The sequence below is a fragment of the Pseudomonas sp. DC3200b2 genome (assembly GCF_049895785.1).
In the GTDB taxonomy this organism is placed as follows: Bacteria; Pseudomonadota; Gammaproteobacteria; order Pseudomonadales; family Pseudomonadaceae; genus Aquipseudomonas; species Aquipseudomonas massiliensis.
The window spans coordinates 136,115-155,138 of record NZ_JAFCTA010000004.1; the positions used below are offsets into that span (position 1 = coordinate 136,115).

The 19,024-nt window shown below is 61.2% G+C and carries 18 protein-coding genes; 8 read left to right on the forward strand and 10 right to left on the reverse strand.

Annotated features, from left to right (window positions below; genetic code table 11):
• Positions 1-156: 156 nt before the first annotated feature.
• On the forward strand, positions 157-1,572 hold the full coding sequence (locus ACP691_RS13280) for an acetyl-CoA carboxylase biotin carboxylase subunit (RefSeq protein ID WP_426150872.1): 1,416 nt from the start codon (positions 157-159) through the stop codon (positions 1,570-1,572).
• Positions 1,573-1,674: 102 nt separating this feature from the next.
• Complete coding sequence (gene oadA, locus ACP691_RS13285) at positions 1,675-3,483, forward strand: sodium-extruding oxaloacetate decarboxylase subunit alpha (protein WP_426150870.1); 1,809 nt, start codon at positions 1,675-1,677, stop codon at positions 3,481-3,483.
• Positions 3,484-3,546: 63 nt separating this feature from the next.
• Here oadA and ACP691_RS13290 read toward each other — a convergent pair whose 3' ends face one another.
• From ACP691_RS13290 to ACP691_RS13300, 3 genes are read right to left on the reverse strand one after another with little or no spacing between them, the layout of a single operon-like run.
• The gene (locus ACP691_RS13290) at positions 3,547-4,224 is read right to left on the reverse strand and encodes a GNAT family N-acetyltransferase (protein WP_426150868.1); all 678 of its coding nucleotides are present in this window, start codon (positions 4,222-4,224) and stop codon (positions 3,547-3,549) included.
• An 8-nt stretch (positions 4,225-4,232) separates the two neighbouring features.
• Complete coding sequence (locus ACP691_RS13295; protein ID WP_426150866.1) at positions 4,233-4,679, reverse strand: GNAT family N-acetyltransferase; 447 nt, start codon at positions 4,677-4,679, stop codon at positions 4,233-4,235.
• A gap of 20 nt (positions 4,680-4,699) precedes the next feature.
• Entirely contained in the window at positions 4,700-5,329 is a 630-nt protein-coding gene (locus tag ACP691_RS13300; RefSeq protein WP_426150864.1) for an FMN-binding negative transcriptional regulator, read from the reverse strand.
• Between the two features lie 90 nt (positions 5,330-5,419).
• Here ACP691_RS13300 and ACP691_RS13305 point away from each other — a divergent pair, with 90 nt between their 5' ends.
• Positions 5,420-6,955 (forward strand): PLP-dependent aminotransferase family protein, encoded by a 1,536-nt coding sequence (locus ACP691_RS13305; protein WP_426150862.1) that lies wholly within the window; start codon positions 5,420-5,422, stop codon positions 6,953-6,955.
• 7 nt (positions 6,956-6,962) lie between these two features.
• Here ACP691_RS13305 and ACP691_RS13310 read toward each other — a convergent pair whose 3' ends face one another.
• The 6 genes from ACP691_RS13310 to ACP691_RS13335 all read right to left on the reverse strand — a co-directional run bounded on the left by ACP691_RS13310 (position 6,963) and on the right by ACP691_RS13335 (position 14,390).
• Positions 6,963-8,066 carry a polyamine ABC transporter substrate-binding protein gene (locus tag ACP691_RS13310; protein ID WP_426150860.1) on the reverse strand — a complete coding sequence of 368 codons (1,104 nt, stop codon included), beginning with the start codon at positions 8,064-8,066 and terminating at the stop codon, positions 6,963-6,965.
• The gene (locus tag ACP691_RS13315) at positions 8,063-9,106 is read right to left on the reverse strand and encodes a histone deacetylase family protein (RefSeq protein WP_426150858.1); all 1,044 of its coding nucleotides are present in this window, start codon (positions 9,104-9,106) and stop codon (positions 8,063-8,065) included. Before ACP691_RS13315 ends, ACP691_RS13310 begins: the two co-directional genes overlap by 4 nt.
• 145 nt (positions 9,107-9,251) lie before the next feature.
• Entirely contained in the window at positions 9,252-10,244 is a 993-nt protein-coding gene (locus ACP691_RS13320; protein ID WP_426150856.1) for an AraC family transcriptional regulator, read from the reverse strand.
• 56 nt (positions 10,245-10,300) lie between these two features.
• The gene (locus ACP691_RS13325) at positions 10,301-11,308 is read right to left on the reverse strand and encodes an asparaginase (RefSeq protein WP_426150854.1); all 1,008 of its coding nucleotides are present in this window, start codon (positions 11,306-11,308) and stop codon (positions 10,301-10,303) included.
• Positions 11,309-11,311: 3 nt separating this feature from the next.
• Positions 11,312-12,739 (reverse strand): alanine/glycine:cation symporter family protein, encoded by a 1,428-nt coding sequence (locus ACP691_RS13330; RefSeq protein WP_426150852.1) that lies wholly within the window; start codon positions 12,737-12,739, stop codon positions 11,312-11,314.
• A gap of 226 nt (positions 12,740-12,965) precedes the next feature.
• Positions 12,966-14,390: an aspartate ammonia-lyase gene (locus ACP691_RS13335; protein WP_426150850.1), complete on the reverse strand. Its 1,425-nt coding sequence runs from the start codon at positions 14,388-14,390 to the stop codon at positions 12,966-12,968.
• Between the two features lie 174 nt (positions 14,391-14,564).
• Between ACP691_RS13335 and ACP691_RS13340 the strand changes: the two genes are divergently transcribed.
• Positions 14,565-15,470: a LysR substrate-binding domain-containing protein gene (locus ACP691_RS13340; RefSeq protein ID WP_426150848.1), complete on the forward strand. Its 906-nt coding sequence runs from the start codon at positions 14,565-14,567 to the stop codon at positions 15,468-15,470.
• On the opposite strand, the gene ACP691_RS13345 is transcribed toward ACP691_RS13340, so the two are convergent.
• Positions 15,471-16,118: a reprolysin-like metallopeptidase gene (locus tag ACP691_RS13345; RefSeq protein ID WP_426150846.1), complete on the reverse strand. Its 648-nt coding sequence runs from the start codon at positions 16,116-16,118 to the stop codon at positions 15,471-15,473.
• A 299-nt stretch (positions 16,119-16,417) separates the two neighbouring features.
• On the opposite strand from ACP691_RS13345, the gene purE reads away from it, so the two are divergent.
• From purE to ACP691_RS13365, 4 genes are all read left to right on the forward strand, one after another.
• Entirely contained in the window at positions 16,418-16,909 is a 492-nt protein-coding gene (gene purE, locus ACP691_RS13350) for a 5-(carboxyamino)imidazole ribonucleotide mutase (RefSeq protein WP_040260356.1), read from the forward strand.
• A 3-nt stretch (positions 16,910-16,912) separates the two neighbouring features.
• Positions 16,913-17,995 (forward strand): 5-(carboxyamino)imidazole ribonucleotide synthase, encoded by a 1,083-nt coding sequence (locus tag ACP691_RS13355; RefSeq protein ID WP_426150844.1) that lies wholly within the window; start codon positions 16,913-16,915, stop codon positions 17,993-17,995.
• A 112-nt stretch (positions 17,996-18,107) separates the two neighbouring features.
• Positions 18,108-18,356 (forward strand): GlsB/YeaQ/YmgE family stress response membrane protein, encoded by a 249-nt coding sequence (locus tag ACP691_RS13360; RefSeq protein ID WP_040260354.1) that lies wholly within the window; start codon positions 18,108-18,110, stop codon positions 18,354-18,356.
• Positions 18,357-18,451: 95 nt separating this feature from the next.
• Positions 18,452-18,988, forward strand: a complete 537-nt coding sequence (locus ACP691_RS13365) for a DUF3299 domain-containing protein (protein WP_426150842.1) — start codon at positions 18,452-18,454, stop codon at positions 18,986-18,988.
• The last annotated feature ends 36 nt before the right edge of the window (positions 18,989-19,024 follow it).

A 19,024-nucleotide genomic window follows, 5' to 3' on the forward strand; every position in this document is an offset into this window, starting at 1 on the left:
AATCGATTCCGCCCCTTGAAAGCCTGAACTATAAGGGATCGCTTATGCTTATCCCAATAAACTCTGATTATTGTTTATCGCTTGACCCCGTTACCTTTGCACGGTGCCTGATCAGGCTGTAGAGCGGCACGAGCCTAATGGACGAGGGAAGAACCCGTGATAAAAAAAATCCTCATCGCCAATCGGGGCGAGATCGCCGTACGCATCGTTCGGGCTTGCGCTGAAATGGGTATCCGCTCCGTAGCCATCTATTCGGATGCCGACCGGCATGCGTTGCATGTAAAGCGAGCGGACGAAGCGCACAACATTGGCGCCGAGCCCTTGGCCGGCTATCTCAACCCGCGCAAGCTGGTGAACCTTGCCGTCGAAACCGGCTGCGATGCCTTGCATCCCGGCTATGGCTTTCTCTCGGAGAATGCCGAGCTGGCTGAAATTTGTGCGCAGCGCGGGGTGAAATTCATCGGGCCATCAGCAGACGTCATTCGCCGCATGGGCGACAAGACCGAGGCGCGGCGCACCATGATGGCAGCCGGAGTACCGGTTACCCCTGGCACTGAGGGTAACGTGGCCGATCTGGCCGAGGCCTTGAGCGAGGGGGATCGTATCGGCTACCCGGTCATGCTCAAGGCCACCTCTGGTGGTGGGGGCCGCGGCATTCGTCGCTGCAACAGCCGTGAAGAGCTGGAGCAAGCATTTCCCCGGGTCATCTCCGAAGCCACCAAAGCGTTCGGCTCGGCGGAAGTCTTCCTGGAAAAGTGCATCGTCAACCCCAAGCATATCGAAGCCCAGGTGCTGGGAGACAGCAACGGCAATGTCGTTCATCTGTTCGAGCGCGATTGCTCCATTCAGCGCCGTAACCAGAAGCTTATCGAAATTGCGCCAAGCCCTCAGCTTACGCCAGAGCAACGGGCCTATATCGGTGACCTGGCGGTGCGCGCGGCCAAGGCGGTGAATTACGAGAACGCCGGTACCGTCGAGTTTCTGCTCGCCGAAGGCGAAGTGTATTTCATGGAAATGAATACCCGGGTCCAGGTGGAACACACCATCACCGAGGAAATCACAGGGCTGGACATCGTGCGCGAGCAGATCCGCATCGCCTCGGGGCTGCCCCTGTCCGTCAAGCAGGAGGACATCCAGCACCGCGGCTTCGCCCTACAGTTTCGAATCAATGCCGAAGATCCGAAGAACAACTTCCTGCCCAGCTTCGGCAAGATCACCCGGTATTACGCGCCGGGCGGCCCAGGGGTGCGTACTGATACCGCCATCTATACCGGCTACACCATTCCCCCGTTCTACGACTCCATGTGCCTGAAACTGGTGGTCTGGGCGCTTACCTGGGAAGAGGCTCTGGACCGCGGCCTGCGCGCCCTGGACGACATGCGGGTGCAGGGGGTAAAGACCACGGCGGCCTATTATCAGGAAATCCTGCGTAACCCGGAATTCCGCAGTGGTCAATTCAACACCAGCTTTGTGGAAAGCCATCCGGAACTCACCCAGTACTCCATCAAGCGCAAGCCTGAAGAACTGGCCCTGGCCATCGCCGCCGCCATCGCCGCCCACGCCGGCCTATGAACAGCGGCTTCAAGCTGCTAGCGGCAAGCCCTGAGTCCCAGGCGGATGTCCTTCGACCTGGGCTCGTAGCCGCGAGCTTGGAGCTGGAAAGGAGCTTTTGACATGCCCAAGAAAATCTTCGTTACCGACACCGTACTGCGCGACGCCCATCAGTCCCTACTGGCTACTCGCATGCGTACCGAAGACATGTTGCCGATCTGCGACAAGCTGGACAAAGTCGGCTACTGGTCCCTGGAAGTGTGGGGCGGCGCTACCTTCGATGCCTGTGTGCGTTTCCTCAAGGAAGACCCGTGGGAGCGCCTGCGCCAACTACGCGCCGCCTTGCCCAATACCCGCTTGCAGATGTTGCTGCGCGGGCAGAACCTGCTGGGTTACCGCCATTACAGTGACGATGTGGTGCAAGCTTTCGTCGAGCGGGCGGCGAGCAACGGGATCGATGTGTTCCGCATCTTCGACGCGATGAACGACATCCGTAACCTACGGGTGGCCATCGAGGCCGTGAAGCGCACCGGCAAGCATGCCCAGGGCACTATCGCCTATACCACCAGCCCGGTGCACACGGTGGCTGCGTTCGTGGAACAGGCCAGGCAGATGCAGGGCATGGGCTGTGATTCCATCGCCATCAAGGACATGGCTGGCCTGCTGACGCCCTTCGCTACGGGCGAACTGGTGCGGGCGCTAAAAGCCGAACTCAGCGTGCCGGTGTTCATTCATTCCCACGACACGTCCGGATTGGCTGCGATGTGCCAGCTCAAGGCTGTGGAAAACGGAGCGGACCATATCGACACCGCTATTTCCAGCCTGGCGTGGGGAACGAGCCACCCTGGTACCGAATCCATGGTCGCGGCCCTCAAGGGCACTGAATACGACACCGGCCTGGACTTGGAACTGCTGCAGGAAATTGGCTTGTACTTCTATGCGGTGCGCAAGAAATACCATCAGTTCGAAAGCGAATTCACCGCCGTGGACACTCGTGTTCAGGTGAACCAGGTACCAGGAGGCATGATTTCCAACCTGGCCAACCAGCTCAAGGAGCAGGGTGCGCTCAATCGCATGAACGAAGTGCTGGCGGAGATACCCCGCGTGCGCCAGGACCTCGGCTACCCGCCCTTGGTAACCCCCACGTCGCAGATCGTCGGCACCCAGGCGTTCTTCAACGTACTGGCTGGCGAACGCTACAAAACCATCACCAATGAGGTGAAGCTTTACTTGCAAGGCGGGTACGGCAAGGCACCCGGTACGGTCAGTGAAACCTTGCGTCGTCAGGCCATCGGCAGCGAGGACATCATCGATGTACGTCCGGCAGACCTGCTCAAGCCCGAAATGGCCAAGCTGCGCGCTGAGATCGGCGAGGTCGCTCACAGCGAAGAAGACGTGCTGACCTTCGCGATGTTCCCGGATATCGGCCGCAAGTTCCTGGAAGAGCGCAACACGGGCACCCTCAAGCCTGAAGTGCTGCTGCCCGTGCCGGAAGCCGGCGGTGTAGCCACGGCCAAGGGCGATGGCGTGCCCACCGAGTTCGTGATCGACGTCCATGGCGAAACCTACCGTGTGGATATCACAGGAGTCGGGGTAAAGGCTGAAGGCAAGCGGCATTTCTACCTCAGTATCGACGGCATGCCCGAGGAAGTGGTGTTCGAGCCGCTCAACGAATTCGTGGGTACAGGCGTTGGCAAACGCAAGCAGGCCAGCGGGCCTGGAGACGTCAGCACCACCATGCCAGGCAATATCGTCGAGGTGTTGGTCAAGGAAGGCGAACAGGTCAAGGCCGGGCAGGCAGTGCTGATTACCGAAGCCATGAAGATGGAGACGGAAATCCAGGCCTCCCTGGCCGGCACCGTCAAGGCCATCCATGTGGCTAAGGGGGATCGTGTGACGCCTGGCGAAGTGCTGATCGAGATCGAGGGCTGATCGCCCTCACTGGTTAACCTCGTGGGGGCTTCGGCCCCCTTTTTTCTCTCTTGAAACGCGCGTTCAGCCTTGACCGCGCAACTGCTCCAACGTTTTGACCTGTTTGCCGTCCCGGAAATTGCCCGGGGCAAGCCAGGCCTCGAACGCATCCTTGATCGCTGGCCATTCCGAATCCAGCATGGCGAACCAGGCGGTATCGCGGTTGTGATTCTTGACCACCATATGCTGGCGGAAGACGCCTTCGGGCCTGAAACCGAAACGGGTCGCTGCGCGACGCGACCGTTCGTTGCGGTTATCGCATTTCCATTCCACGCGGCGATAGCCGGCGGCGAAGACCTGTCGGGCCAACAGATAGACGGCCTCGGTGCCCTTCGGTGTGCGCTGCATGGGTGCGCCAAAGGCTACATGGCCGATCTCGACACGGCCGTGGGCCGGCATGATGGACATCAGGCTAAGCACGCCCTCTGCCTTGCCGGTGTGCTTGTCCACTACGCAAAACCCTAGGGGGTCATTGCTGATGGCATAACCGTCGAGCCAGATATCGAAGGCCTCGCGCTCGTTGAACGGCCCATAGGGCAGGAAATCCCAGAACACAGGGTCCGCCGCGGGACCCTGCAGCACTTCCCAGAGGTCTTCGCTATGGCGCGCTGGCACCAGCTTTTCGAGGCGGATGTATTCCCCTTCGATGGTCTGGGCCACAGGGGCCTTGACCGGTTTCCAGATCATTGCGGGGGTAACCATGACGGCTCCTAGAGGGGTTTTCGGTATTGGATGAAGCCCGGCCGCTCGGCCAACTGCTCATACAAGGCAATGGCGGTGGCATTGGTTTCATGGGTCAGCCAGTGAACCTTGGAACAACCGGCGCCCCTGGCTTGGGCATAGACATGCTCGATCAGCTGACGGCCAATGCCACCGCCTCGGTACTTGTCATCCACGATTAGATCCTGAAGGTAGCAAGAGTTCTCTATGGTCCAGCAGGATCTGTGAAAGATCCAATGCACCAGCCCCACCGCAGTGTCGCCGCGCCAGGCCAGCGCCGCATTCATCGGCTCGCCAGGGTCGAGCAGGCGCTGCCAGGTCATGGCGCTGACCACTTCGGCAATCGTGACCCCATAGAACCGTTGATAGGCTTGCCACAATAGGGACCATCGATGATGGTCGGCTGCGCTCACTGGCTTGATTTCCAGGGTTTGCACGGTTGGATCTCCTGGCCATTTCAACGGGACCCGGCCATGGCTTCGGCCAAGGCCCGGGCGGTAGACATCGGGCTGCCGTCCAAGGCGCGCTGCACGCCTTGCCGATCTTCAAGGCTGCGGTTCTGGCTGAGTTTTCGCTTGCCTTCCAGCTGCTCCATGGCGATGGAAAAGCCAACAATGGCCTTGAGCATGCGTTCTATGTAGTCGGCTGGAGCATCCTCAACGGCCCAGGGGTGCGGCTGGTTCGCCTCATGCTGGTGAGTGAGCCGGCTGACCAAATCATGCAGGGGCTCTGGATCATCGATTATCCGGGGCGTACCGCGGGCCTGTACGCAGAGGTAGTTCCAGGTTGGTACCACCGCCGGGTTCCGCGCCTTGCTCGGATAGTAATTGGGGCTGACATAAGCGTTCGGGCCATTGAATACCACCAAGGCCGGCGTGCCGCTGGCCAGGTCGCGCCACTGCGGATTGGCTCTAGCCAAGTGCCCTTGCAATTCAAGCCTGCCCGCACATTCAACGACCAGCATCGGCACGGGGTTGGCTTGCAGGCCAGCCGCGGACTGAGTAATAAGCATGCCCAGGCTGTGCTCGCGGATAAATGCCACTAGGCATTCGGTATCGGTTTCTCGAAAAGCATTCGGTGTATACATGTGCGGTGTCCGAGCGGTGATGGAGCTATGCTAGGCCCACCGATTGGCTCACTGTAAGATCCAATTTTGCCAAACGCTTAGGGTCCATTCATGAAGCCTTCCGTGCCCTTCGATAGCTATGGCTTCGTGTTGGAATCCGGCAAGGGCTTGGTTCGCCAGCTGTACCAGGGGTTACGTCAGCGTATGCTCGATGGCCGCTTGCAGGAGGGAGTACGGTTACCCGCGAGTCGAGACCTGGCAGGTACTTTGGGCATATCGCGAAACACCGTGATTCGCGCATATGACCAGCTCATCGCCGAAGGCTTCGCTTACAGCCGAGTAGGGGATGGTACCTATGTAAGCCTGTCGGCCAGGTCTATCCATCCGCGCTCCAACGAGTCATCCACAGTGTTACCCACAACGTTTAAGGGTGGGTTATCCACAAGCTTATCCACATATTGGCCTGTAAAGGCATCCAGTGGCAAAGCAGCGGTAAAGGCTTTGGAACAACAGGCCCTGACCGCGATGAGCGCTCTGAATGCAGGCCCACCTCGAGCCTTCCAAGTAGGAATTCCTGCCTTCGATCTCTTTCCGTTCGACATTTGGGGCAAGCTCTACAGTGCTTTCTGGCGTAGCCCTGATCCTGCTGCCCTGGTTTACCAGGATCCGGCCGGGCAGGCCTTGCTACGGGAAATGGTCGCGGCCTATTTGCGTACATCGCGGGGCCTGAGCTGTGGCGCTGATCAGATAGTGATCACCTGCGGTGCCCAGCAGGGCATCAGCCTTTGTGCACAGTTGCTGCTTGAGCCTGGCGACCTTGCCGCAGTGGAAAATCCAGGTTATCGCGCGGCAGGCTATGCCTTGGCCAGCGCCGGCGCACGTCTGGCCGGCGTCCCGGTCGACGGAGAAGGCCTGTGTTGCGAAACGCTCGAAAAAATTCCGGCATGCCGGCTTGTCTACGTCACGCCCGCTCATCAATACCCGACGGGTGTGACCCTCAGCCTCACGCGTCGCCTGGCGTTGCTCGATTGGGCGGATCGAACCGGAGGGTGGATACTCGAGGATGATTATGACGGAGAGTATCGCTACAGCGGAGCGCCCTTGGCACCGCTGGCCGCCCTCAATCCCACAGGGCGAGTGATCTACATTGGTACCTTCGGTAAGGTTGCCTTTCCAGCGCTGCGGCTGGGGTATCTGGTGCTACCGCCTACGCTGGCGGCCGCTTTCGCCCGAAGACGCGCCATCGATATGCGTCATTCCGAAGTCGCCAGTCAGTGGGTAATGGCCCAGTTCATGTTGCGTGGCCATTTCCAGCGTCATATCAGGCGCATGCGTAAGGCCGCGCTGCGGCGCCGGGACGCCTTGCTGGCGGGGTGGCCCGCGGCTTTGAACGGTTGTTCCGCCATGCCGACCGTAAGCGCCGGCTTGCATGTGAAGGTCGATGTCGTGAACAACGAGCGGGAAGAAATGCTGGTAAGCCAGGCGAGAGCTGTAGGTGTGGATATCCAGCCCCTGTCCAGCTATTGGTTGCCGGAGAGCCCCGAGCCGGCGGATAAACGAGCAGGCCTCGTGCTGGGTTTCGCGGGGGTCAATGAAGCAGCGATCGCTGACGCTCTTGCCAGGCTGCACGCAGCCTGGCAAGGGTGATGCGTGGCTAGCTGCCGGATTTGATCCGGGTCCAGGTACGCGTGCGCAACCGCTCCCCGGCCTGGTCCATGGGTTTCAAAGTGTAGAGCGTTTCCATGGCCGCTTCGGTGGGGTAGAGATTGGGGTTCTGCCGAATCGCCGGATCTACTTTTTCAGTGGCGTCCTTGTTGGGGTTTGGATAGCCAACGAAATCGCTGATCGGTGCGATCACTTCCGGGCGTAGCAAGTAGTTGATGAAGGCATGGGCATCTTCGGGGTTGGCGGCATCTTTCGGGATCGCCAGCATGTCGAACCAGATGGGGGCGCCTTCCCTGGGCAGGCGCATGTCCACGGTAACGCCGTTCTTCGCTTCCTTGGCCCGGTTGGCCGCCTGGGAGAAGCTCCCGGAATAGCCCACGGCTACGCATATGTCGCCGTTGGCGATGTCGGCCATGTACTTGGAGGAATGGAAATAGGTGATGTAGGGCTTGATCTTCACCATCAAGGCTTCGGCCTTCTGGTAGTCCTCTTTCTTGCTGCTGTTGGGGTTCAGCCCAAGATGCTGCAATGCCAGGGGCATGATCTCCGAAGGGGAATCGAGGAAGGCGACACCGCAGTTGTGGAGCTTCTTGATATTGGCTTCGTTGAAAACCAGGTCCCAGCTGTCTACTGGGGCATTGTCGCCCAGCGCGGCCTTGACCTTGGCCGGGTTGAAGCCGATCAGGATGGTGCCGTACATGTAGGGCACCGCGTATTTGTTACCGGGGTCGTTGGCCTCCAACAGCTTCATCAGCTTGGGGTCCAGATGCGGCCAGTTGCTCAGCTTGCCCCGATCCAACGGTTGAAAAACCCCCGCTTCGATCTGTTTGGCCAAAAACACGTTGGAAGGGACCACCATGTCGTAACCGGATTTTCCTGCCAACAGCTTGGCTTCCAGGGCCTCGTTGGTATCGAAGATGTCGTAGATGAGCTTGACGTTACTGTCTTTCTGAAAGTCCGTCAGGGTCTGGGGCGTGATGTAGTCGAACCAGTTGTACACTTTCAACGTGCGCGGTTCGTCGGCGTGAGCCAGGCTCGCCAACCCGAGGGCGCAGGCGGCAGGCAACAACCATTGTGTGAATTTTCCCATCATGCGGTCTCCTGGGTAGCACGCTTGAAGCCTTCAAGTACGTTCACGGCGTTGATGCCGATTTCTTCCACAGCGTACCCCCCCTCCATCACGAACAGGGTAGGCTTGCCGAGCCTGGCGATGCGTTCCCCCATCAACAGGTAGTCAGGGCTGTCCAGCTTGAACTGGGAAATCGGGTCTTCCTTGAAGGTATCCACGCCCAACGAGACCACGATCACGTCCGGGACATACCGGTCGATTTCATCGCAAGCCTGTTCCAATGCCGCTGCCCAGGTTTCCCAGTTGCTGCCGGCCGGCAAGGGGTAATTGAAGTTCAGGCCTTGGCCCGCGCCTTCGCCGGTTTCATCGGCGTAACCCAGGAAGAATGGAAATTCAGCAGTGGGATCGCCATGGATGGAAGCGAAAAGCACGTCGCCGCGGTCGTAGAAGATGGACTGCGTGCCGTTGCCGTGGTGGTAGTCCACGTCGAGAATGGCAACCTTCCGCCGTCCTTGATCCAGGAACGCCTGGGCCGCGATGGCAGCGTTATTGAGGTAGCAGTAGCCCCCCATGAGGTCACTAGCTGCATGGTGCCCTGGTGGGCGGCACAGTGAAAAGGCGCTGTAGGCCCCGCGCTGAATGTCCGCCACCCCGCTGAGCGCTATCTGGGCCGCGGTGTAGGCCGCCTGCCAGGTACCGGGGGTGATGGGCGCGCCGCCGTCGAAGCTGTAATAACCCAATTCTCCGTGAAGGCTCGTAGGCTTGACCTGGCGCAGGGTGCGAGCTGGCCAGGTGTAAGGCAACAGGTCGCCGTCGGTATTGGTGGCGGCCCAACGATCCCAGGCGCCGCGGAAAAAGGTCAGGTAGTCGTCAGTATGCACCCGCAGCAGCGGGGCAAGCCCGAAGTCTTGCGGAGGCAACACTTCGCCCAGCTGCCGTGCCTGGACTCTCGCCAGCACATGGTCGGCCCGCGAGGGCATTTCGAAGCAGGGCATCAGCTGTCCGTCGATCAGTTCGCAGCGACCATGGTGCAGACGATGGTCGTCGGAGTAATAGGTACGCATCTTGTTGTTCTCTCCAGGCCGATTAGCGTGACTTCATTCTTGGACCAGGCGGGGCTGCGGGAAACGGCAGGAACGGCCAAAAGGGGATAAATATGGCCACGAGTTGTGTCCGCATTTCGCCCCCATTTTGGGCGCGATGCACTGTTCAGGCGCGAAACTCCCTCGGGGGTACGCCACTCCAGCGGATGAAAGCATGGCGAAAGCTGGCTGTTTCACTGAAGCCCAACAATTCGGCAATGCGATAGACCGGCAACTGTGCTTGCGCCAGTAAAAGTTTGGCGTGATCGAAACGCAGCTCGTCCAACAGCTGCTGGTAGCTGCTACCGACCGCCTGCAGCCGGCGGCGCAACGTTCGTCCCGAGCACTTCATCTGCCGCGCCAGGCCGTCCAGGCCAGGGGGGGCATGAAGCTGTTCAGCCAAGGCTTGGCGTACACGGCCAAGCCAGGCCTGGTTACCCGTGTATTCGGCATTCTGCCGTCGACAGCGCTCGGCCATGGCGGCGTGCGTAACCACATCGGCCAACGGAAGGCGGGCGGCCAGCCATCGCCGCTCGAAGGCGAAGCCGTTGTCCGTGCAACCAAAGCGCACCGGGCATTGAAAGACTTTTTCATAGCTGGCCGCATACGCAGGGGTAGGGTGGCTGAAGCGGGCGCTGGCCAAAGGTAGCCGTTGCCCAAGCACGTCATTGCTGATGACTCGCAATGAGCTCATGCATAACTCGGCGTTGAATACGGTCAAGACAGGGCGATCGCAATAGTGCGAAGCGCACAGCCATACGTGATCGCCATCTTCTTCCAGGCGTAGCCGGAAGAGGGTGCCAAGTAACGCTGGGTAGCGCAGTGCCAGGCGTAGGGCGTCACCGAAAGTGGCACTGAGCAGCAAGGCGTAGCCAAGCATGCCGTAGGAGGACACATGCATCCTTGCGCCCAGTTCCAAGCCTATATTCTCGCGCAAGGCATAGGCATTGGCGCAAACCTGCATCTCCTGGGCGGTGGTGATATGCACGTCCGGCCGCGCCAGGTCGCTTTCACCGATGCCGCTACCCGCCAGCAATGCTGCGCTGTCGATGCCTTCTTCGCGGAACGCATCGAGGATCAGAGAAACGGCGTTGAGCGTGGTCAGATGGCTATGCAGCATGGTGGTCGGCTCCGAAGTTGTGCAAGGTTTGCAAGCTTCGCGCCGCCGCGCCAGTGTCAGCTACCGATGCCGGTCAGCTCGCCACACAGGTCGACGCTCAACAGACGAGCCACTTCCCGGGCATCAAGGCCGGTACCCAGCAACCCGTGTAACTTGCCGAGCGCGGCCTCGCGGGTCATGCCGCCCCCGGCCACCACGCCGGCTTCACGCAGGCGGCTACCGGCTTCATAGACATCGAATACCACACCGCCTTGCTGGCATTGGGTCACGGCGACCATGACGACCCCTTGGTCCCGGGCCTGCCGCAGGGCCGCGAGAAATGCAGGGGCATCAGCAGGGCCTGTACCGCTGCCGTAGCATTCGAGCACCAGGCCTTGCACGCCTGTAGCCAGCAAGGCCTGCAACCAGGCAGGATCGAACCCGGGTACCAACGGCAAGGCCGCCACCTGGGCGATGGCCTTGGGCTGACGGTAATGCAGGGCGGTCGGCAACACTGCGCTATTCGCTGTCTGGCAGTCCCGTTGCAGCGGCGCGAATGCATCCCGGCCACTGCTGCGCACCTTGGCGCAGCGTGTCGGCAGCATGGTCTGGCCATGGAAGTGGAGCCATACCCCCGGCGTCAAGCCGTGGGTCAGGGCCGCAAGGGCACCCTCGATGTTTTCCCAGGCATCGCTGTCCGGCACACCGGCCGGCAGCATCGAGCCTGTGAACACGACCGGGGCGGGAAGGCCGATCAGCTGGAAACTCAGCGCCGCCGCGCTGTAGGCCAGGGTGTCGGTGCCATGCAGTACCAGCACCGCGTCGCAGTCGTCCTCGTCCACCGCGCGGCGTACGGCCTCGCGCAATTGCGCCCAGTAGCCGGGCGACATGTTGGCGCTGTCGATCAGCGGCTGCATTTCCTGGAACGACCAGGCCGCTGTCGGCGCACCGGACTCGGCCAGGCGCGTCCGCATGCGTCGCTCGAAGCCGCCCGCGGGGGCCAGGCCATTGGGTGTGGCCTGCATACCGATGGTCCCTCCGGTATAGAGCACTCGAATGAGGCGCGCGGGCGAGGCGAGGGACATGAGTCAGCTCCGGTCGACGGTCTTGGTTAGGGTAGCGGCCTGCTGCAGCGGTGGCCAGGCCCGCGCGTCCAGGTCCAGGTCGGCATACTGGGCCGGGTCGAACACTGGCGTCTTGGTGCCGGCTGCGCGCTGGGCATCATAGTCGCGCAACAGGCGCAGGCCGACCTTGAACAATAGGAAGAGCGCGCTCAGATTGACCAGGGCCAGCAGTGTCATGGTCAGATCCGCGAAGGCGAACACGGTTTCCAGGTTTTCGATAGCGCCCCAGACCACCAGCGCCAGTACCAGCACTCGATAGCCGAAGATCAGCTTCTTTCCGCCACCAAGGAAGCGCAGGTTGTTTTCACCGAGGTAGTAGTTGTAAAGCATGGAAGTGAACACGAACAACGCCAGGGCTACGCTGATGAAGACCTTGCCCCAAGGGCCCACGACCGCCGCCAGGGAGTCCTGCGCCAGCACGATGCCATTGCCGTCGAAGCTGGTGCCGTAGACGCCCGAGAGCAGGATGAGCAAGGCGGTGCAGGTACAGATGACGAAGGTATCCAGGAAGACGCTGAAGGCCTGCACGACACCCTGGGCCACCGGATGACGCACCTCGGCCACGGCGGCCACGTTCGGGGCACTGCCCAGGCCCGCTTCGTTGGCGAATACGCCACGTTTCACGCCCAGCACGATGGCGCTGCCTACCAAGCCGCCGAATACCTGGTCGATGCCCAGGGCGCTCTTGACGATAGTGGCCAGCATCATGGGTACATGGTCGAACTGCAGCACGATCACATAGAGGGTCACGGCGATGTACGCCAGGGTCTTGACTGGTACCAGCAGGTCGGCCACCTTGGCGATCCGCTTGATTCCGCCTACGAAGACCATGCCCATCAGCACTGCCAGGGCCAGCCCGGAATACTTCACATCGAAGCCGAAGGCATCGTTCAGGGAGGTGGTGACCGCATGAGACTGCAGGCCATTGAAGGCGAAGCCGAAGGTCACCAGGAGCAGGGCGGCCATGACCATGCCCAGCCAGCGCTTGCCCAGGCCATGCTCGATGTAGAAGGAAGGGCCGCCGCGATACTGGCCATCTTCGTCGCAACGCTTGTACAGCTGCGCCAGGGCGCACTCGAAGAAACTGCTGGCCATGCCGACCAAGGCCGTTACCCACATCCAGAACACGGCGCCAGGGCCGCCCAGGGTTACCGCAACACCGACGCCGGCGATGTTGCCTGCGCCGACCCGCCCGGCCAGGCTCAGCATCAGTGCCTGGAAGGAACTCAGCTGGCTGGAGCTGCTACGTAGGCTGTCGGCGAATACGCTGAACATGTGTGGGAAATGACGCAGCTGAACGAAACGCGACCGCAGGGTGAAATAACCCCCCAGCCCGACGATCAGCACGATCAGTACCTTGCCAGAAAGGAAGTCGTTCAGGACTCCAAGCATATCGTTTCCTCGTGTTGTGGCCGGGGCGCACCGAGGCCGCGCCGACGAAAAGCCGCGCACTATACCTGTGAATGGAAAACACGTCTGCCCAGCCTTGGTGCGAAAAAGCGGGACCTTCTCGCAAAATTGCCCAACGGTAAACGCACAGGTAAAAAAAGAGCCCCATGATGGGGCTCGAAAGAAGGTGAGAGGTGTCTAGTCCCTCAGCCTGGTGATCTGAGTGTCATCACGCCTTGAGTGGTACCAGCCGCGGCGCGATCATGTTTTCAGGGCGCAGGATGTCCGCCAGCATGGCCTCGTCCAGCAGGGCTTCCTCACGTACCAGCTCCAGCACGCCGCGACCGGTTCCCAGGGCCGTGCGGGCGATCCGGGTGGCGTTTTCATAGCCGATATAGGGGTTCAGCGCGGTAACCAGACCGATAGAGTGCTCCACCAGCTCGCGGCAGCGTTGCTCGTTGGCAGTGATGCCGACCACGCAATGCTCGCGCAACATGTCCATTGCCCGCTGCAGGGTACGGATGGAGTCGAAGATCTTGTAGGCGATCAGCGGCTCCATCACGTTCAGCTGCAACTGGCCGCCTTCTGCCGCGATGGTCAGCGCCAGGTCATTGCCCATGATCTCGAAGGCCACCATGTTCACGGCTTCAGGGATCACCGGGTTCACCTTGCCGGGCATGATCGAGCTGCCTGGCTGACGGGCTGGCAGGTTGATTTCGTTGATCCCGGTACGGGGGCCGCTGGATAGCAGACGCAGGTCGTTGCAGATCTTCGACAGCTTCACCGCGGTGCGCTTGAGCATGCCGGAAAAGAGCACGAAGGCGCCCATGTCCGAGGTCGCTTCGATGAGGTCGGCAGCGGGTACCAGGGGCTGACCACTGATGGTAGCCAGGCGCGCCACGGCCAGGTGCTGGTAGCGGGGGTCGGCGTTAATGCCGGTGCCAATGGCGGTACCGCCCAGGTTCACCTCGGTGAGCAACTCAGGCGCCAGGGTGCGCAGGCGTTGCAGATCCTCTCCCAGAGTTGTGGCGAATGCCTGGAATTCCTGGCCCAGGGTCATGGGTACGGCGTCCTGCAGCTGGGTACGGCCCATCTTCAGAACGTGAGCGAATTCACGACCCTTGCTGGCGAACGCCTGGATCAGGCTGTCCAGGCTGGCCAGTAGTGCATCGTGCCCCAACAACAGGCCCAGGCGAATCGCGGTGGGGTAGGCGTCGTTGGTGGACTGGGCCATGTTCACATCGTTGTTGGGGTGCAGGTACTGGTATTCACCCTTCTGCTTGCCCATGGCCTCCAGGCCGATGTTGGCGATTACTTCGTTGGCGTTCATGTTCGTGGATGTGCCAGCGCCGCCCTGGATCATGTCCACCACGAACTGGTCGTGGAAGTCGCCGCGGATAAGGCGCGCGCAGGCTTCGCTGATGGCCGCGTGCTTGCTGGCGCTGAGGTGACCCAGCTCGCGGTTCGCATCGGCCGCTGCCTGCTTGACCATGGCCAGGGCCACGACCAGTTTGGGGTAGTGGGACAATGGCACGCCGGAGAGGCGGAAATTGTTCACGGCGCGGAGCGTCTGGATGCCGTAGTAGGCATCGGCGGGGACTTCGAGGGTGCCGAGAAGGTCTTTTTCGATGCGCGGTGATGCAGCGGAGGACATGATAGCGATCAGCTCTGAGTTAGCCCGGTAAGCACCGGAATGCTGCCAATACTGCGCTTTGAGGGCATAATCCGGCCAATGCTGTTGCTTGCTGGCCTATGCACAAACGGCATAAAGGCGGGTGTGACGAATGGTCGCTCCCGAGCGTATGCCGCTTCGTTAAGGACGTGCCCGTTGAATATCGAAACCAAGTGGCTTGAAGACCTCAGTGCCCTGGCGGCTACCCGTAGTTTTTCCCAGGCCGCCGAGCGGCGTTTCGTTACCCAGCCTGCCTTCAGTCGGAGAATCCGCAGTCTGGAGGCGGCCCTGGGGCTGACCCTGGTCAATCGAGCCAAGACGCCCATCGAGCTGACCGAGGCAGGCCAACTGTTCCTGGTGACCGCGCGCAATGTGGTGGAGCAGGTCAGCGAGGCCTTGCGTCACCTTCACCACCTGGAGGGCGGCCCTGGAGAAGTGATTCAGGTCGCGGCGGCCCATTCTCTGGCCCTGGGCTTCTTTCCGGGCTGGATCGCCCGGCTGCGCAACGAGGGCCTGCCCATGGCCACGCGCCTGGTGGCCACGAACGTGGGCGAGGCTATCCATGCCCTGCGTGAGGGCGGCTGCGACATCATGCTGGCATTCTATGATCCGGAAGCCACCTTGCAGATGGACCCGGACATTTTTCCGTCCCTGCACCTGGGCGCGACGGAAATGTTGCCGGTGTGTTCGGTGGCCGCCGATGGCAGCGCCTTGTTCAACCTCGACAGCGGCGCCAGCGTGCCTCTGTTGGCCTATGGCACAGGCGCGTTCCTGGGGCGTTCCGTAAATGCCTTGCTAAGACAGCGAGGGCTGCGCTACACCACGGTCTACGAGACAGCCATGGCCGACAGCCTCAAGACCATGGCCTTGCAAGGACTGGGGGTCGCCTGGGTGCCGCGGCTGAGCGCCACCGCGGAGCTCAACCGTGGCGAGCTTGTGATTTGCGGGGCCCCACACTGGCATATTCCTCTGGAAATTCGCCTGTACCGTTGTTCGCTGGTACGCAAGGCCAGTGTGCGGCTGCTTTGGCGCAAGCTGGAGGCGCCTGCCAACCGTGGTTGATCAGGGCGCTTCGGAAAGGTAGGCCGCCATGGCTTCTCGGTTCTTGTCGCTGTAGCGGTAGCAGTTCGAGCGCATGCCGTTTCGTTCGGGGTAGGTATAGCTTTCGCAGAACCAGCCGTTGAACATGACCTCTGCGTTTTCGTGGGTGGCGCCGAACATATGGCCTAGCTCATGCCCGACGGCCGAGAAGGTCTTGACCGAGGCCCAGCCGGCCGGGCCCTTCAGTGCTGCCTCGCCTACACGTTCGGGCTGATTGGGATCTTCAGGCAGGTAGCTGTCAGCCACGAGCAAGAGGGTTTTATCGATTCTTCGATTCACCTCGGCGCTGCCCCGGTTGGCCCAGTAGTCTTCGTTATGGCCACCAAGCGTCCAGACCACGCGCCTGCGATCAGGTACCCGATAGTCCATATCGGAAATGCCAGGCACATCATGATTGAAGCGAATGTCTATGTGGCGATTGGTGATGTTGCGCATCTCCTTGATCCAGGGGGCGAAATAGTCCTGTTCCAGGCGCGCCCGCATGGTGGGCGGAACATCGTCATGAATCACCACGTTAAGCCGAATGGGAAGGGGCTCGGCCAGGCTAAAGGGGCTTGAAAGCATAATGGCTAGCGCGAGCGGAGCGCGGTTGCGCACAGTCGAGAGCATGAGGGTCCGTCCTTATGGGAGCAGGCGTCATTGCCTGACGCTTATGGAAGCAGCCACGCCTCTCGCGCTTGAGGCCAGGCACGCGCCCTTGCCCGAAGGAATCAAGGTCGTTGTTTGTAGGACCAATTCTTGCGAGCGGCTACCCTGTTAAGTCTTCGCGTTTCGCCGCATTGGGGTATACTGCGCGGCCTTTGGCCAATGGGTGATCTGGCCTGCGAACCCAAGTCAAGCCACGCTGCATTGCCGCGTGGCTTGTTGTTTCTGCCGCGCCGCTGGCGCCCGAAAGAAGAGGCTCGACGATGAGTGCACTGGTTGGCGTGATCATGGGCTCCAAGTCCGATTGGTCCACCCTCAGCCACACCGCCGACATGCTGGATAAGCTCGGTATCCCCTACGAGGTGAAAGTGGTGTCGGCGCACCGCACCCCAGACCTGCTGTTCCAGTATGCCGATGAAGCCGAAGGGCGCGGCCTGGAGGTCATCATCGCGGGCGCGGGCGGTGCCGCGCACTTGCCGGGCATGTGCGCCGCCAAGACCCACCTCCCGGTGCTTGGCGTGCCAGTGCAGTCCTCCATGCTTTCAGGTGTCGACTCCCTGCTTTCGATCGTGCAAATGCCTGCGGGCGTTCCGGTGGCGACCTTGGCCATTGGCAAGGCTGGCGCCATCAATGCCGCCTTGCTGGCGGCGAGCATACTGGGGGGCAAGTATCCTCAGTTCCATGATGCCCTGGTGCGCTTCCGCACCGAGCAGACGAGCACTGTGCTGGACAACCCGGACCCGCGTGAGGCCTGAGTCATGAAAATCGGTGTGATCGGTGGCGGCCAGCTCGGCCGCATGCTTGCCCTGGCGGGGACGCCCCTGGGAATGGAGTTCGCCTTCCTCGACCCGGCCGAAGACGCTTGTGCCGCGGCGCTGGGCGATCACCTGTGCGCCGGCTACGCTGACGAGTCCGCGCTGCGCCAGCTCGCCGACGGCGTGGACCTGGTCACTTTCGAATTCGAAAGCGTGCCCGCTGAAACCGTCGCGTTCCTGTCCAACTTCGTGCCGGTATACCCGAGCGCCGAGGCATTGCGTGTCGCCCGTGATCGCTGGTTCGAAAAAAGCCTGTTCCGGGAGCTGGGCATACCCACGCCCGAATTCGCTGACATCCAGTCCCAGGCGGACCTGGACGCAGCTGTTGCTACCATCGGCCTGCCCGCGGTGCTCAAGACGCGTACTCTCGGCTACGATGGCAAGGGGCAGAAGGTGCTGCGAACACCCGAAGACGTGACAGACACCTTCGCCGAACTGGGCGGCGTGCCTTGCCTGCTCGAAGGCTTCGTGCCTTTTACCGGCGAAGTTTCGCTGGTTGCCGTGCGCGCGCGGGGTGGTGAAACCCGCTTCTACCCGCTGGCCCACAATGTTCATGAAAGCGGCATCCTCAAGCTTTCCGTGGCCAGTAGCGCGCATCCTTTGCAAGCCCTGGCCGAAGACTACCTGGGCCGGGTGATGGACAAGCTCGACTACGTCGGAGTGCTTGCCTTCGAATTCTTCGAAGTGGACGGCGGCCTCAAGGCCAACGAGATTGCTCCACGAGTGCACAACTCCGGTCACTGGACCATCGAAGGTGCCGAGTGCAGCCAGTTCGAGAACCACTTGCGGGCCATTGCCGGCTTGCCGCTGGGTTCTACCGCCAAGGTAGGGGAGAGCGCCATGGTCAATTTCATTGGCCAGGTTCCGAGCATCGAGGATGTCATCGCCGTGGAAGGTTGCCATTTGCACCATTACGGAAAGGCTTTCAAGCCAGGCCGGAAGGTAGGGCATGCCACCCTGCGCTGCGCCGATGAGGCCAGCTTGCGCAACGCCATCGCCCAGGTGCAAGGCCTGGTTCAAGGCTGACCTCGGGTTCCGAGGCCTGTCCTGCAGCCGCTCGGAACCTCCGTCACGCTTTGCCCTCTCATTGCAAGACGCCGGCGCACGCTGCCGGCCTTGTTAAGGAAAGGGGATATCCATGGGCATTATCGGAACCATCATCATTGGCTTCATCGTCGGCTTGCTGGCGCGCTTCCTCAAACCCGGCGACGACAGCATGGGCTGGATCATGACCATCCTGCTGGGCATCGGTGGCTCGTTGGCCGCTACCTATGGCGGGCAAGCCCTGGGCATCTATCGGGCCGGTGAAGGCGCGGGCTTCCTTGGCGCGCTGGTGGGCGCGATCATCCTGTTGGTCATCTACGGCATGATCAAGAAGAACGACTAAGGTCCTGGCCGCGAACGAGGGTAGGGCTTGTACGGAAAGTAGGCCGATCTGCGTACAAAGCCTAGAATGCAGCCCTCGTTCGTGGAGACCATTGAATGCGCGCCTTATTGCTTGCCTGCCTGATGTCTTTTTGCGCTGTGGCCTGGGCGGAACCGCCCGAAACAGACTGGCTGGCGTTGATGCCCCAGTCGGACCAGAAAGCCCTGGAGGCCATGCCCGAGATCGACCACGACACCCCGGAATCGGCGGGCGCCTTCACCCAAAAAGGCGGCCTGAAGAACCCCAAGGGGTTACCCGCGGTGATGTACTCCACCAAGACCGTGCCCGGGATGGATGGCAAGACCATCCGCATCGGTGGCTACCCGGTGCCTCTGGAAACCGATGCGAAGGGCCATAGTACGGTCTTCTTTCTTGTACCCTATCCAGGCGCCTGCATCCACGTTCCGCCGCCGCCGCCGAATCAGCTCATTCTGATCCGCTATCCCAAGGGTTTGAAGGTGGAAGACATCTACACACCCTTATGGGCCATTGGCACCTTGAAGATCGAGAAGGTGAGCAATGACTTGGCCGACGCGGCTTACGCCATGGACGCCAGCAAGGTACGCGTGGTCGAAGACAAGGACCTGAACTGACCGCCATCGGTTGGGCAGCGAGGTGATCACCTGGTA

What these genes read in the sequence shown, in the direction of transcription:
- oadA (WP_426150870.1), top strand. Translation starts at nt 1,675, where the DNA reads ATGCCCAAGAAAATCTTCGTTACCGACACCGTACTGCGCGACGCCCAT.
- ACP691_RS13290 (WP_426150868.1), bottom strand. Translation starts at nt 4,224, where the DNA reads ATGGTTACCCCCGCAATGATCTGGAAACCGGTCAAGGCCCCTGTGGCC.
- ACP691_RS13300 (WP_426150864.1), bottom strand. Translation starts at nt 5,329, where the DNA reads ATGTATACACCGAATGCTTTTCGAGAAACCGATACCGAATGCCTAGTG.
- ACP691_RS13305 (WP_426150862.1), top strand. Translation starts at nt 5,420, where the DNA reads ATGAAGCCTTCCGTGCCCTTCGATAGCTATGGCTTCGTGTTGGAATCC.
- ACP691_RS13310 (WP_426150860.1), bottom strand. Translation starts at nt 8,066, where the DNA reads ATGATGGGAAAATTCACACAATGGTTGTTGCCTGCCGCCTGCGCCCTC.
- ACP691_RS13315 (WP_426150858.1), bottom strand. Translation starts at nt 9,106, where the DNA reads ATGCGTACCTATTACTCCGACGACCATCGTCTGCACCATGGTCGCTGC.
- ACP691_RS13320 (WP_426150856.1), bottom strand. Translation starts at nt 10,244, where the DNA reads ATGCTGCATAGCCATCTGACCACGCTCAACGCCGTTTCTCTGATCCTC.
- ACP691_RS13325 (WP_426150854.1), bottom strand. Translation starts at nt 11,308, where the DNA reads ATGTCCCTCGCCTCGCCCGCGCGCCTCATTCGAGTGCTCTATACCGGA.
- ACP691_RS13330 (WP_426150852.1), bottom strand. Translation starts at nt 12,739, where the DNA reads ATGCTTGGAGTCCTGAACGACTTCCTTTCTGGCAAGGTACTGATCGTG.
- ACP691_RS13335 (WP_426150850.1), bottom strand. Translation starts at nt 14,390, where the DNA reads ATGTCCTCCGCTGCATCACCGCGCATCGAAAAAGACCTTCTCGGCACC.
- ACP691_RS13345 (WP_426150846.1), bottom strand. Translation starts at nt 16,118, where the DNA reads ATGCTCTCGACTGTGCGCAACCGCGCTCCGCTCGCGCTAGCCATTATG.
- purE (WP_040260356.1), top strand. Translation starts at nt 16,418, where the DNA reads ATGAGTGCACTGGTTGGCGTGATCATGGGCTCCAAGTCCGATTGGTCC.
- ACP691_RS13355 (WP_426150844.1), top strand. Translation starts at nt 16,913, where the DNA reads ATGAAAATCGGTGTGATCGGTGGCGGCCAGCTCGGCCGCATGCTTGCC.
- ACP691_RS13360 (WP_040260354.1), top strand. Translation starts at nt 18,108, where the DNA reads ATGGGCATTATCGGAACCATCATCATTGGCTTCATCGTCGGCTTGCTG.
- ACP691_RS13365 (WP_426150842.1), top strand. Translation starts at nt 18,452, where the DNA reads ATGCGCGCCTTATTGCTTGCCTGCCTGATGTCTTTTTGCGCTGTGGCC.